At 58.6% G+C, this 13,319-nt stretch carries 15 protein-coding genes; 7 read left to right on the top strand and 8 right to left on the bottom strand.

Features of this window, described 5'->3' with window-relative positions:
- Positions 1-172: 172 nt before the first annotated feature.
- The 3 genes from ABIE13_RS02890 to ABIE13_RS02880 all read right to left on the bottom strand — a co-directional run bounded on the left by ABIE13_RS02890 (position 173) and on the right by ABIE13_RS02880 (position 3,101).
- The gene (locus ABIE13_RS02890) at positions 173-1,306 is read right to left on the bottom strand and encodes a FecR family protein (protein WP_354440968.1); all 1,134 of its coding nucleotides are present in this window, start codon (positions 1,304-1,306) and stop codon (positions 173-175) included.
- A gap of 105 nt (positions 1,307-1,411) precedes the next feature.
- On the bottom strand, positions 1,412-1,960 hold the full coding sequence (locus ABIE13_RS02885; protein WP_354440967.1) for a sigma-70 family RNA polymerase sigma factor: 549 nt from the start codon (positions 1,958-1,960) through the stop codon (positions 1,412-1,414).
- A 241-nt stretch (positions 1,961-2,201) separates the two neighbouring features.
- Complete coding sequence (locus ABIE13_RS02880) at positions 2,202-3,101, bottom strand: LysR substrate-binding domain-containing protein (RefSeq protein ID WP_354440966.1); 900 nt, start codon at positions 3,099-3,101, stop codon at positions 2,202-2,204.
- Positions 3,102-3,206: 105 nt separating this feature from the next.
- Here ABIE13_RS02880 and ABIE13_RS02875 point away from each other — a divergent pair, with 105 nt between their 5' ends.
- The 5 genes from ABIE13_RS02875 to ABIE13_RS02855 all read left to right on the top strand — a co-directional run bounded on the left by ABIE13_RS02875 (position 3,207) and on the right by ABIE13_RS02855 (position 7,401).
- Positions 3,207-3,587, top strand: coding sequence for a RidA family protein (locus ABIE13_RS02875; RefSeq protein WP_354440964.1), 381 nt, complete (start codon positions 3,207-3,209; stop codon positions 3,585-3,587).
- Between the two features lies 1 nt (position 3,588).
- Positions 3,589-4,053: a (2Fe-2S)-binding protein gene (locus ABIE13_RS02870; protein WP_354440962.1), complete on the top strand. Its 465-nt coding sequence runs from the start codon at positions 3,589-3,591 to the stop codon at positions 4,051-4,053.
- Positions 4,050-6,215, top strand: coding sequence for a xanthine dehydrogenase family protein molybdopterin-binding subunit (locus tag ABIE13_RS02865; protein ID WP_354440960.1), 2,166 nt, complete (start codon positions 4,050-4,052; stop codon positions 6,213-6,215). Before ABIE13_RS02870 ends, ABIE13_RS02865 begins: the two co-directional genes overlap by 4 nt.
- Positions 6,216-6,380: 165 nt before the next feature.
- Positions 6,381-6,839 carry a GNAT family N-acetyltransferase gene (locus tag ABIE13_RS02860; RefSeq protein ID WP_354440958.1) on the top strand — a complete coding sequence of 153 codons (459 nt, stop codon included), beginning with the start codon at positions 6,381-6,383 and terminating at the stop codon, positions 6,837-6,839.
- A gap of 52 nt (positions 6,840-6,891) precedes the next feature.
- Positions 6,892-7,401, top strand: coding sequence for a GNAT family N-acetyltransferase (locus ABIE13_RS02855; RefSeq protein ID WP_354440956.1), 510 nt, complete (start codon positions 6,892-6,894; stop codon positions 7,399-7,401).
- Between the two features lie 24 nt (positions 7,402-7,425).
- Here the strand turns inward: ABIE13_RS02855 and ABIE13_RS02850 are convergent, their stop codons facing one another.
- Entirely contained in the window at positions 7,426-8,370 is a 945-nt protein-coding gene (locus tag ABIE13_RS02850; RefSeq protein ID WP_354440955.1) for a LysR family transcriptional regulator, read from the bottom strand.
- Positions 8,371-8,447: 77 nt separating this feature from the next.
- Between ABIE13_RS02850 and ABIE13_RS02845 the strand changes: the two genes are divergently transcribed.
- Positions 8,448-9,086 (top strand): DsbA family protein, encoded by a 639-nt coding sequence (locus ABIE13_RS02845; protein WP_354441240.1) that lies wholly within the window; start codon positions 8,448-8,450, stop codon positions 9,084-9,086.
- 62 nt (positions 9,087-9,148) lie between these two features.
- Positions 9,149-10,048 carry an MBL fold metallo-hydrolase gene (locus tag ABIE13_RS02840; protein ID WP_354440953.1) on the top strand — a complete coding sequence of 300 codons (900 nt, stop codon included), beginning with the start codon at positions 9,149-9,151 and terminating at the stop codon, positions 10,046-10,048.
- A 37-nt stretch (positions 10,049-10,085) separates the two neighbouring features.
- Here the strand turns inward: ABIE13_RS02840 and ABIE13_RS02835 are convergent, their stop codons facing one another.
- From ABIE13_RS02835 to ABIE13_RS02820, 4 genes are all read right to left on the bottom strand, one after another.
- Positions 10,086-10,829, bottom strand: a complete 744-nt coding sequence (locus tag ABIE13_RS02835; protein WP_354440951.1) for an anti-sigma factor — start codon at positions 10,827-10,829, stop codon at positions 10,086-10,088.
- Complete coding sequence (locus ABIE13_RS02830) at positions 10,826-11,404, bottom strand: sigma-70 family RNA polymerase sigma factor (RefSeq protein ID WP_354440950.1); 579 nt, start codon at positions 11,402-11,404, stop codon at positions 10,826-10,828. The genes ABIE13_RS02835 and ABIE13_RS02830 overlap by 4 nt, the downstream gene beginning before the upstream one ends.
- 83 nt (positions 11,405-11,487) lie before the next feature.
- Entirely contained in the window at positions 11,488-12,060 is a 573-nt protein-coding gene (locus ABIE13_RS02825; RefSeq protein ID WP_354440948.1) for a DUF3455 domain-containing protein, read from the bottom strand.
- Between the two features lie 231 nt (positions 12,061-12,291).
- The gene (locus ABIE13_RS02820; protein WP_354440947.1) at positions 12,292-13,284 is read right to left on the bottom strand and encodes a Bug family tripartite tricarboxylate transporter substrate binding protein; all 993 of its coding nucleotides are present in this window, start codon (positions 13,282-13,284) and stop codon (positions 12,292-12,294) included.
- Positions 13,285-13,319: the final 35 nt, after the last annotated feature.

The following is a 13,319-nucleotide window of genomic DNA, read 5'->3' as shown; positions in this document are numbered from 1 at the left end:
CAAATGTAAAAGCGAATAGTTCTTACTTAGGAAGACGGACTGTGGATTCGATACCCTAGGCCATAGCTCGAAAAAAAATGAGAACGGTTGACGGTGCTGAAGATGACATAGGTTGACCGATGTCCCTTAGCAGGGCCGAAGTCTTACATTGGGGTAGGCGGTACGCCGCGAGCTATCGAACAAGCACGACTTCGGCCAGATCCCCGCTGACCACTTTGAGCTGTACGGGTAACGAGGCAGGCAATAAGCGCCGGAAAGTACCCATGTCGCGTGGGTCGAAAACACCAGTGATGGGCATGGCCGCTACCACCGAATCGCGAATAAGCAGCTGAGGGTCGCCATAGCGGGCGAGCTCAGCCAAAGCGTGGTCCAGGCGCCGGTTGTTGAAACTGACACGATTTGCACGCCATGACGCAATGCCCGCAGCAGGGACACGCGATACGGCAGACATCTCGCCGGAGCGGTCGGCAGAGATTTGCTGTCCCGCCGTGAGAAGGACGGACTCCATCGACAGCTTGGACGGATTCGGTGCGCTGTCTGCTCGTTCCGCAACGCGCTCAACCCGTACCCTGCCCTCCTCTACGGCGACTTCTACGCCCGAGGCGTCTGGCACTTCAGGCGTATGCCGCACGGAAAAGCGCGTGCCGACCACGGTCACACGGAGCGGCCCGGCGAGCACTTGGAAAGGCCGGTCGGCACTGCTTCTAACCGCAAACACCGCTTGCCCCTCTATCAGTTTGACTTCGCGCCGGTGCTGGTAGTAGACAACCTCCAGGCGCGTAGCGGCGTCAAGCCGAAGCCGAGTCCCATCGGGCAAAGGCACTTCAACCTGTTCGCCACGTGAGGTGCTAAAGGCCTGCTCAAACACGGGTTGGGCTTGCCATTGGTTCCACGCGAGAAGGCCAGTGCCACCCGTGACAGCGGCAATTCCGGCTATGGCCAATGCAGGAGCGAAGATACGTCGGCGCGAGGCCGTGGGTTGTGGCGCACGGGGCTGACGGCTGGTGCCCGCAGCTTGCGCTGCAACTTCTGCTGAACTGGTGCTGCGGGCAAGGTCCATCGCCTTGTCAAAAGCCAGATTGCGCAGCAGCAGCTTGCGCATGTCCCGAGGAATCTCGCCCGTAGCTTGCCACTCGCTTTGCCAGTGGTCAAAGGCGGTCCGGTGCGCGGAGTCTCTCGCCAGCCAGGTCTGGAAGCTCTGCTCATCTTCGGCGCTGAACCGCTCATTGCAGCGCCGAACGAACCAGTCCAACGCCTCATCGCGCTTAAGCGAAGAGTCGGCTGCCTGGAAGGTTGAGTTGCTCATGGGATCTTGGTTCTTATTTAAGTAGACGTACGAGCCGTCAAATACCCTAGGGAAGCCAGGAAACCTCCCACTTTGGAAGTTGGCGTCTGGTAATGAGGTCTGCAATCAATCATGCCGTGAGCGATTCAGTTTTCTTCTCACCGCGCCAACTGATTCACTTTCGCCGGCAGACTGCGCACGAGCGCGTTCGCATGCATCCAGGGCGTGCTTGATATGTTGCTCCACCGCCTTCACTGAAATATCCATTCGCTGCGCAACTTGCGGGTAAGTCAACCCTTCAAAGCGATTGAGCATGAATGCTTCTCGGCAACGCAGTGGCAAGTTATCTATCACCTTGACCAACGCCAACACACCTTGCTGTGAAGACACTGCTGTCTCAGGCTCCCAATTGCGAGAGCCCTGCGCTTCTTCGGCCTCTGTCTGCGCATCGACCGCTTCAACGCTGGCTCTGACGACGCCGTGACGCTGGTGATCTATCACCAAATTGCGAGCGGTCTGATAGAGCAAGGCACGTGGATTGTCCACTTGCTGGCCACCTTGCTGAGCCGCCAGTACGCGTGCGTAGCTCTCCTGCGTTAGATCGGCCGCCGTGTCGCGGTCTTTCAAAGCGCGGGAAAGAAAGCTCAGCAGTTCTCGATAGTAGCGCTCAAGCACAGACCAGCCAATGCCAAATAGGAAAGAGGGGAATCCCCGGTTTTTGGCGTCAAGATTTGGCTGTTTGGCTAACCTGGGGTGGCCACGAAAATAGGAATGGTTCGCATTATCACTTATCCAAAGACCCTATGTGAACGGACGACTCAAGATGGCGTGGAGGCGCTCGTTTTTGAGCAGCAGCAGAAAGCGATCGCGTACAGAGCAGGCACAGTCCCTCAAGAGGACGGTGTTTGACCAGCCGTCAGGCGGAGGGCATGGCATCTCGGAAAGCGGAGGCCTCCTTCAATAGCCACTCCCCCACGGCGCGGGCGGATGGATTGCGCAGAACCCGCTTCGTCTGCAAAAGGTGGTAGCCCGCGGATATGGGCGCGTAAGAAGGCCAGGCCTCGACCAGGCGACCTTCGCTGACGTCGTGTTCTATCAGCACAAGATGTCCCATGGCGATTCCCAGCCCTGCGACCGCAGCTGCCAGCGTGGACTCGGTGTCCTGCAGCCTCATGTTTCTCACACTGGCGAGCTCGTCCTCGCCGCATGCCGCTAGCCAGTGCTGCCATTTGCTGGCACGCAGAGAGTCGTGCAGCCAAGGATGCCGCGCGAGGTCCGTAACCTTGCCGGGTTGCTCACCCCTCAAAAGTGAGGGAGAAGCGACTGGCACCAGACAGTCATGCATCAATAAGCGGGACCCTGGCATAGACCCGTCCCCATAGTGCACCGCAATGTCGAAGCGCTCTTTGAGGAAATCTGCATCCCAGATGGAAGTAGCCAGTTCGATGTCCACATCTATACGTGCCGAACGCAGCTTGTGCAACCGAGGTATGAGCCACCGCGCGGCAAAGGAAGGCATGGCCAGGATCTTGACGGTCGCACGGGCTCCTCCGGCGTCGGCCATCCGTATGGCCCCATGGTCCAACTCGTCCAGTGCACGGGTAACTGTTTCCAGATAGATCTCGCCAGCGGGCGTGAGCTGCGCGTTGCGATGCCCGCGCAATACCAGAACCTTGCCCGTATGTTTTTCGAGCGCCGCAACCTGACGACTGATAGCCGACTGAGCGCACCCCAGGTCGCGTGATGCGGCGGTGAAGCTTCCGCACCGCGCCACCGCCCTGAACGCACGGAGCGAAGCCAACGAAACATCAAGCATTTGCCATGCCTTTTCCGGATGGCATGTGATCCCGATGGTGAGCGAACAAAGACAGTCTCCCGGTGCCTAATAGCGCATTGTCCCTCAAAGTCAGATGATTCTCCCATGTTGAAACTGCATACACCGCCCGACATATTCAGTCCCATAGCGCCTTACGCGCAGGCGATTGAATCCACATCCATCAATCGGCTCTTGTTCATCAGCGGGACCATGGGACTACTGCCTGATGGGCGTATTGCCTCCGGATTCGACGCCCAGTGCGAGCAAGTGTGGAAGAACATGGAGGCGACGCTTGCCTGCGCAGACATGAATTTTTCAAACTTGGCCAAACTCACCGTATGGCTGGCAAACAGCGACGACTGGAAATTGGCCGCCCAGATTCGCCAGCGCTATCTCGGCGACCACAAAGTGGCAATGTCAGTGGTTCAGGTTGGATTCGTGGATCCAGACTGGCTAATTGAAGTTGAAGCTATCGCGGTGGCCTGAAATGCAGAACTTTGAACTCAATGGTAGGCCTGCTGCGCTTGATCTGCCCGGTGAAATGCCCCTGCTTTGGGCGCTGCGTGATGTGGCTGGACTGACGGGCACGAAGTTTGGCTGCGGAATGGCGATGTGCGGTGCCTGCACCGTACACGTCGACGGTGTCGCCATGCGCTCGTGCGTGACACCATTGGCTGCGGTGCAAGGTAAGCGCGTCACCACTATCGAGGCGATCGGTCAGACTCCGATTGGACGTAAGGTGCAGAAGGCCTGGTTGGAAGAGGAGGTCGTGCAGTGCGGGTACTGCCAGTCCGGCCAGGTGATGTCTGCTTGCGCACTGTTAGCCCAAACCCCCAACCCCACGGACGAACAGATCGATGCGGCCATGTCCGGCAACATCTGCCGCTGCGGCACCTATTCCCGCATCCGCATCGCCATCCACCGCGCCGCCGCGGAAGCAGGTAAGTCATGAGTAGCGCGATCGATGTTTCACGTCGGGTGTTTCTGGCTGGTGGGGGCACGCTGGTGCTGGGTGTGGCTTTTCAGGGCTTGCCAGGCGCCAAGGCGCAGGCAGTGCAGGCTACGCCCGGGTTCTCTCCCAACGCGTACGTCCGAATCGATGCCGACGAGACGGTCACTCTGACCATGGCACGGGTGGAAATGGGCCAAGGCATCTACACCGCCCTGGCCATGCTGATAGCAGAAGAGCTAGAGGTACCGTTGGCTCAGGTGAGGTTTGCACACGCACCACCCGATGGGTCACACTATGGCAATCCGCGCGCCGGCGGTGCACAGATCACGGGAGGGTCCAACTCGGTCATGGGCGCATGGGAGCCGATGCGTATCGCAGGGGCAACGGCCAGGCTCATGCTTTTGGAAGCCGCGGCTCAGCAGTGGCAGGTCAAGGCGAACGAGTGCTTTGCACGGGAAGGTTATGTCATTCACACCCGCACTGGCCGGCGCCTGAGTTACGGCCAACTTTCCAGACAAGCATCGAATGTTGCCGTGCCGAGGCAGGTCACGCTCAAATCACCGCAGTCTTTCAAGCTGATTGGACAGCCAGCCAAACGCATCGATGTGGCCGGCAAGGTCAACGGCCAGGCCATCTATGGCATTGATGCGAGGCTCCCCGGGATGCGCTTTGCAGCGGTAGCTGCGTGCCCCGTGTTCGGCGGCAGGCTTTCGCAAGTGGACGATGAGGCGGCCCTTCTGGTACCAGGCGTCAGCCAGGTGGTTCGGATCGACAATGCAGTCGCGGTCATTGCAAGCCACACCTGGGCGGCGCGGCAAGGGCTGGCAGCACTGAAGATCGTATGGCATGAAGGCGCGAATGCGAGCATATCCAGCGACGATCTGCGCGCAGATTTGGTGCGCGGGCTTGATCAGGAGCAAGCCGGACTGGCTCTTGCAAAGGGTGATGCTGAAAGCGCAATGCGAGCGGCCGCCCGGCAAGTAACGGCCACCTATTACTCTCCATTTCTGGCGCACGCGGCTCTTGAACCGGTCAATTGCACCGTGGAAATTCGAGCCGACAGCTGTGACGTTTGGGTAGGTACGCAGGCCCCTGTTCGTGCTCGAGACGCGGCATCGCGGGGAAGTGGTTTGCAAGCTGACAAGGTGCGGATCCACAATCATTTACTCGGCGGCGGATTTGGACGAAGGTTGGAGGCTGACTACGTGGAGCAGTCTGCAGAACTCGCCAAGGGCATCAAAGGCCCGGTCCAATTCATCTGGTCGCGCGAAGAGGACATTCAACACGACATCCCAAGGCCGTGTTACGTTGACCGCTTTACAGCTGCTCTTGACCCAAGTGGTCACCCGCTGGCGGTAGCGCACCGTGTGGTCGGCTCGTCCATTGTTGCCCGTGTCGCGCCAGGGCTTTTCCGTGATGGTGTGGACCGAGATGCCGTAGAAGCCGGATTGGGCCCATACCACTGGCCGGCTGCCAAGCTCGACTTTGTGCGCAAGGAACCCATGCCCGGATTGATAACAGGGTGGTGGCGTGGCGTCGGCCCCACCCACAATTGCTTTGTCGTCGAGAGTTTTGTGGATGAGCTCGCTGCGGCGGCTGACCGGGACCCAGTCGCCTACAGACTCGCCCTACTCCCACTTGATAACCGTTCGCGTGCCGTCCTGGAATTGGTGGCTGCCAAATCAGGATGGCAGCAGCCGATGTCGAAGGCATCCAAGCCTGGCGAACGACGGGGCCGGGGAGTATCGCTGCTTCACGCCTTCGGATCCTACCTGGCTCAGGTGGTTGAGGTCACAGTGAATGACGCGGGCGAGATTCGTGTAGATCGCGTGGTGTGCGCCGTGGACTGCGGCATGGTGGTCAATCCAGACACCGTCAAGGCGCAGATCGACGGTGGAATCCAGTTCGGGGTGGGAGCGGCGCTCTGGAGCGAAATCACGATTCAGAAAGGACGCATCGTGCAGAGCAATTTTCACGACTACAGGATGTTGCGCCTATCAGAGGCTCCGCGAGTCGAGGTCCACATCATGGCCAGCACCGCAGCGCCGGGCGGCGTGGGGGAGCCAGGCACCTCTGCAGTCATGCCGGCCATCGCAAATGCAGTGGCGCATGCTACCGGCCAGCGACTGCGCAGCCTGCCTCTCCAGCTTCAAAAAATTTGAACCGCTTGCAACGCGCAACATGCCATTCGAAGCGTACCCTGCCAAATCTTCGTTCCACGCTAGGGGGAGGCTAACGGCATTCGTTAACCGCCGGACTTGAGTGCGCGGGACAATACGCGCTGTGTGCGCGTCTAAGCCAGTACGCGATCAAATCTGTTTCCAAATATGAAAAATCCAACTTTCCGACCTGCCAGACCTGATGACGCTTCGATCTGTATCGCTCTGCGGGGTCTGACAAGAGAAAATGCATTCACAGAGGGCGAGCTGAGCGCACTTGGCATCACTGTCGACTCATGGAGCGCAGGCATCTCTGGCGGTAGCTCTCCCGGGTTCGTCGCCTGCTTGGATGGCCAAATAATTGGCTACTGTTTTGGCGATAGAGACAGCGGTGAGATCACCGTCCTGGCCCTGCTTCCTGCATACGAAGGGCAAGGCATCGGCAAGCAATTGCTGGGGATGATGAGCGATAACTTCAGAAATCAGGGGTTCAGTCGCCTGTTTTTAGCTTGTTCCAACGATCCGAAGATGCGTTCATACGGTTTTTATCGACACTTGGGGTGGACGTCTACGGGAAAACTCGATGAGGCTGGAGACGAAATTCTTGAGTTTTCGTTTCGCGGATAGTTGGTGACGGGCTCACGACAACTTTCCTGACTGCTAAAGACTGGCATACCCCATGCAATGGAATACGATCTCAATTGAGACTGCGCGACTGTCACTTCGCCCTTTTTCACCGAAGGACGCAGACGAAGCATTCGATTGCATCACGTCTACGCTCACGCGCTATATGTCATTTGACCCGCCGACATCGAAAACAGCATTTGAAACTATCTGGCGGAGCTGGCTGAACGAAATCGAGGCAGGCATTGACTTCACGTTCGCTATCCGGACCCGGCCCCTGAACGGTTTTATAGGATTGGCAGGCTTGCATCGCGTCCAAGAGCCTGAGCCCGAACTTGGAATCTGGGTGCGAGAAAACGAACACGGTCACGCGTACGGGCGTGAGGCGGTCGCCAGCCTCGCGGGTTGGGCAGCGAAGACTCTCCATGTGGCGAGTTTCGTTTACCCCGTCGCAGAAGAGAATATGCCTAGCAGGCGTATCGCCGAATCGCTTGGTGGAACTGTGGTGGGGCGCCATGCCACTCAGAAGTACAACGCGCTGATCTACCGGATTCCAGTGAGATAAATAGCTAAGGCGTAACGCGCCGCCTCACGGCGAGTTGGTTTTGGACGGCATTCGTTCCTGCATCAACTCCACGAATGCCCTTACCTTCGCAGATCGAAACCGCGCTGCGGGGAACACAGCGTGGATGCCTCCAGAAGGCAGCCCCCATTGCGGCAAAACCTCAATCAGCCGGCCAGCCTCAATGTCCTCCGAAACTGCAAAGTCGGGTAATACTGACAAGCCCGCGCCATGGCGAACCGCTTCGCGCACAGCGAGCGTTGCATCCAGTGAGATCACCGGATGCACCACCAAACTCTGGCGCTCCACCTCGCTGCGCGAAAAACTCCAGTGAACCGGATCGCGCAATGCTGTGTTTGCAATGAACGGTAGCGCGCTGATGTCCTGAGGTGCTTTTAATCTAGCCCGTTTCTCCAGCAAGGCAGGGGCCGCCACCAACAATTGTCTGAAACTCCCGATTTGCCGCGCCTGCACGTTCAACTGGGTCACCCAGCCCACGCGGATTGCCAACTCAACCTGGCCCGACATGAGGTCAAGCGACTGATCGCTGAGGATCGCATCCACTTTGCATTGCGGAAACCGACGGGTGAATTCCGTGATGACGGGCACCACCGCGCTTATCCCGTAATCGAGCGGCGCAGTCAGCCGCAAGATTCCTGAAGGCTCTTGCGCCACTTCACCCAACTCGTCAAACGCCTCACCCGCTTCCCTGAGGATCAAGGCGCAGCGCTGGTAGAAGGTTCGGCCCGCATCGGTGGGACTCACCTTTCGTGTGGTTCGGGTCAGCAGCGTCGTTCTGAATTCCCGTTCAAGGCGCGCCACCTGCTGGCTGACCACGGCTTTGGTAATGCCCAACTGGTCGGCGGCAGCCGTGAAGCTGCCCGTCTCCACTACTGCCGCGAAATAGGCAAGGCGCTTGAGGTTTGCCAAGTTGCCAGGGCTTGACTCTTCTTTATTGTTCGCTTTTGACATACGGTCTATCTATTCCATCTGGATTTATCTGTCAATCCTTGACTCCTACCATCGAGCCCATGAATGAAAGATCTGCCATGAACAAGACCTTGTACTACGTCTTCGACCCCCTCTGTGGCTGGTGCTACGGTGCTGGCGAGGCGGTGGCGACTCTGAACAACACGCCAGGTGTGCAGCTCCAACTGCTGCCCAGCGGACTGTTCTCCGGCGAAGGCGCGCGCCCTATGGATGTCAACTTTGCCAACTACGCCTGGAGCAACGACCAGCGCATAGAGCGCCTGACAGGACAGCGATTTACTGACCGCTACCGTGGACAGGTTCTGGCCGACCGTGGGCAGATGTTCGATAGCGGTCCTGCAACCGTGGCGCTGACAGCCGTCGCCCTGACCTCGCCGGATCGTGAATTGGAGGCGCTCAAAGCGATCCAGATGGCCCGTTATGTTGAGGGACAAGACATCACACAACTGAGCACGCTGGTCAGCGTTCTTCGCTCACTTGGCCTGGAGCAGGCGGCCGGACGACTCAGCTTACACGATGAAGATTTGTTGGTAGCCAATTGTCTTCGCATCTCCGACGCGCAAGCCCTGCTGGGCCAGTTCGGCGCGAGAGGCGTGCCCGCTTTCGTTCTGGATACAGGGCCTCAGCGACAACTGATGCATTCCAGCGCTGTGTACTCCGATCCCCATGCTTTTCTGGATCAAGTTCGGGCCGCTTGAGGCTGCAGATCCCCGTCTGGCTTCTTCCTTTTCTCTGTTTAAACCTTCACCCAAAAAATATCATGATCAATCGTCGAGATTTCGTTCGAACCGGTGCCGCCGCCGGCGCAGTAGGCTTTCTTGCCGCCACCGGGTCCAGCGCTATAGCCGCCACGCCGCTGCAATGGAAACACTTCCCCACCAACGACAAGGGTTTCTTCCGCGCTCCGGTACTGCTGTCGGGTGAAAGAGAAGCCATTCTTATCGATGGTGGCTTCTCATTGCCGGATGGGCGCGCCGTGGCCGAGGCTATCGAGGCATCCGGCAAGAAATTGACCACCATCTATATCAGCCAGAGCGACCCAGACTACTACTTCAGCCTCGCTCCGATCAAAGCAGCCTTCCCAGGTGCCAAGGTCATCGCAGCGTCGGAGACCATTGCGGCGATACGCGCTAACGCCCAGAAGAAAATCGACACCTGGGCGCCGCAACTCAAGGAAAATGGTCCACAGAAATTGGAGGATATTGTCTTTGCCGAAGCCTTCGATGGACCGTCCCTGGTGCTGGAAGGCAACGTCATCGAGATCGTGAAGGCCCAGGGCCTGGACAACCGGCGCTACCTGTGGGTGCCTTCCTTGAAAGCCGTGTTCGGCGGCGTGTTGGTTTTCTCCGGTCTTCACGTGTGGACGGCTGACTCCCCAACGCCAGCATCGCGGGGAGCCTGGATCGAGAACCTCGAAGCCATTGCATCGCGTACGCCGGCAGTTGTTGTGCCGGGACATCTGGCTGCGGGCGGTGCGCTCAACGTATCTGCCGTGACCTACACCCGCGACTATCTACTGGCCTTCGAAGAGGAGCTAACCAAAGCTGTGAACGCGGACGCGTTGATCGCTGCAATGAACCAGCGTTACCCGACCGCTGGCCTGGGCCCTGCCCTGCAGATCGGCGCCAAAGTTGCCAAAGGCGAGATGAAGTGGGGTTGAGCCCCTTCGCGTAAGACCTCTAACGGTTTGGAGGTTGCTATATCTGTACCGCGCGCCCAATGAACTGTATGGGTCCCGTCGGCTTGCCGATGGGGGATCCGCCAGCGGGCTCAAGTGTCAGCTCGAACAGTTGGTTGGGTTGAAGTGGCGGCAGTTGATCTACGGGCACTTCGATCGCCTCCCCGGGCTTGACCAGACCGAGTGATACTGGTGCGCTCCAACTGTCTGCCTTGGTCCAGAACTGCAGAGATTTCTCGGCCGGTACGTTGTCTATCCCCAGGGGCACCAAGCGCAGCTTGCCTGCTGCCTGCGCTTGCACCAACCACCCAGGCGCCTGGTTTTGCGGAGCCGCAAGAACAACAAAATAGCGCGCCGCAGGGGGCGGTGTGGCTTGTTGCACCATCAGAACGGTGGCGAGCACTGCAGCAGCCGTAAAGCCACTGCCCGCCAGTCCGCGCCAGAGCAGAAGGCTGTCCCAATTCCACCAGCGGCGGGCTGGTTGATCAGGTTGGGCGCGCCGAGCTGGCGCAACGCTTGCGGCAATACGCGGCCACAACTCAGGATTGGGGTTGGCTGGTTGGGCAAGCGTCGTCAAGGGGAACAACCGCTCCTCCCATGCATGAACCGCCGCGCGCAGTGCGGGTTCGTGCGCCATGCGGCTTTCAATGGATCGTCGTTGCACGCTGTCCAAAGTGCCAAGCACGTATTCACCTGCCAGTGAATCCAGGTCCTCAGGGTCGCCAGCGTTCAGCGGCGACCCTGAATGGTCGTTGGCGCTCATTGCATGCACTCCTTCAGGACGCGCAAACTGCGCTGAATCCACGCTTTTACCGTGCCCAAAGGCGCCTTCACCCGCTCCGCAATTTCGCTATGGCTGCAGCCATCCACGTAGGCATGCAGGACACAGGCTCGGCGTTCTGGTTCAAGTGCGTCCAGGCAATGGCTCAAGCGACCAAGTGCGGCATGCCGCTCCATTTCATCACCGCCCTCTCGCCAGGCCGCAAACGCGGCCTGAGCTTCATGTTGAGTGCTTACTGAGTCATCCAGCGGCGCCTGCCGAGCGCCATCTCGCACTCGGTTGAGCGCGGCGTGGCGCACCACGCTGAAAATCCAGCCTCTGCCCTCACCTCGACGGGGGTCGAAGCTGGAGGCACGCCTCCAAATGGCTACAAAAGCGTCATGCAATACGTCTTCTGCCGAAGCGCGGTCTCGCACAATGCGCAGAGCCACGCCAAGCAGGTAGCGTGATTCGCGTTCGTAAATGCGTTGCAGAGCACCCCGGTCACCAAGCCCGCAGGCTTGGATTTCGGCGTCATGGTTGAAACTGTCGTCGGCGAGGTTGTCGGCAGGCAGCACGAATAAATGATGCAGAAAAATGGAAGTTGGGAATACCCTTTGCCCAGTGTAGCCGCACGCCTGACGCAGGTTCTACCAAATAATTAAACTGCTTTCCAGAAGATGTAGTCAGCCTGGTACTTCACTGTAGATTTTTGCCCCTTGGTCGCCATGGTGCAAGGTTTGTCTGCAGGAGCCACGCCACCTTTCAAGGCCACGCGCTGGATATGGGTTACACCGACGAGGGCGCCACTACCCATTGCGAGGTTAGCCTTGACCAACTGGTAGGGTAAGTTGCCGTCACCTGCTGGCGCAACAGCGAGCTGCGTTGCCGTCAGTTTGGAGCCGTCATTGGCCTCCCAGGTGGCGGGCGGACCGTAGTAGCGACCCACCTGCTTACCGCTGCGGTCCTTGAGAACGGCGTCAGGGCCGACGAAGACCCACTCGGTCTGCCCGGCTGCTCCAGCCTTGTCGCGACACTCGTAAGTGATGTCCCCGCTGCCAACGGTTTCCCAGGCGACCTTGTGACCTGATGGCACTTGAATGGGCGCTGGCAGCGAAGCCTGTGAGAAGTTGCTGGCTTGCGGCTTCATTGACCCGCAGGCTGTCAGCAAGGCTACGGCGGCAGCCGCAGTGGCGAGGGTAGCAAGACGGGGTGCGTTGCGAGTAGTCGACATTTGTGCTTCTCCAGACAGTTGATTGGTTGAACTAAAGCAGCGTGTTCAGGTGCTGCTGTAGGTACTACCCGCCACCCGCCTGTTTGGATGCACTTGGATCGAAAAAAATAGTAGACCGATGGGAAGACTCTTTTTTGAAGCCTCTTGAGGATGCTTTTGGGCGCCGAGTTGCCTGATTTGCAATCGTCGCTGCAACCAAGTGCTTGCCTGATTGGCACCTAATCGCTCAGCTTATTGCTTTTCTACGCCAGCAATCTCTATGTATTGCTTCCAGCGTGCGTTGTCACTGGCCATAAAGGACGGGATGTCTTTGCGAGGCGTGTGGTTGTAGGGCTTGAAACCCTGCTCGCGCGCGACCTTCTTGACGTTTTCCTTGGCCATGGTCACCCGGATCTCTTCGTTCAAAAAGTCAAGGATATCTGTGGGCGTGCCTGCTGGTGCGAACAATCCATGCCATGTGGACATGTCGTAATCCTGACCCAGGACACTGGTCATGGTGGGCACATCGGGTACCCAGGGCATGCGTTCACGACCCAGTGTGGCCAGGACGGTCAGTTTCCCGGCAGTCACCATAGGCAGTGGCGGATTCCACGCATCGGTCTGGAAGGTGTTTCGGCCTGCGACCAGATCGGCCAGGGAGCGGACATCGTTGTAAGGTACGTGCAGAACGCCATTGGCGCCTATACGTTTGACGAACAGCGCGCCAGCGAGGTGGCTAGATGTTCCCTTGCCGTAGGAGCTGTAGCTGCTTTTTTGCTCATTGTGGCGAAGGTAGGTGATCAACTCATCAATGGTCTTGAATCCCGATTCCTTGCTGGTGTAGAGGAATGTAGGCAAGTTGATGGTCAACGCCACTGGTGCAAAACTCTTCAGAGGGTCGTACGGTACCGTCTGGTACACGTAGGGACTGATGGAGAAAGGTGTCGCAGTGCTGTAGAGCAGCGTCTTCCCATCCGGCGCTGCGTTGGCCACCGCACGTGAGCCTATGGTGGCGCCCGCGCCTGCGCGGTTCTCAATGATAAATTTTCCCGGGTGCCTTGTGTTGATGTCCGCGATGACGATGCGTGCAAACGCGTCTGTACTGGAACCCGCCCCAAAGGGCACGATAACGGTCACCGTACCATTGGTGTAGATCTGATTCTGCGCCCGAAGTGAGGGTGACATGACGCTCGCCGCACAAAACGAGGTGGCAAGCTTGATGACGCTGCGTCGCTGATGATTCATGGTGACCTGTGGTACTGGGTTAGGTTGAAGGAGGG

The sequence above is a fragment of the Ottowia thiooxydans genome (genome assembly GCF_040548795.1).
GTDB lineage: Bacteria > Pseudomonadota > Gammaproteobacteria > Burkholderiales > Burkholderiaceae_C > Ottowia > Ottowia thiooxydans_A.
This window is presented reverse-complemented; position numbering and strand designations above follow the sequence as displayed.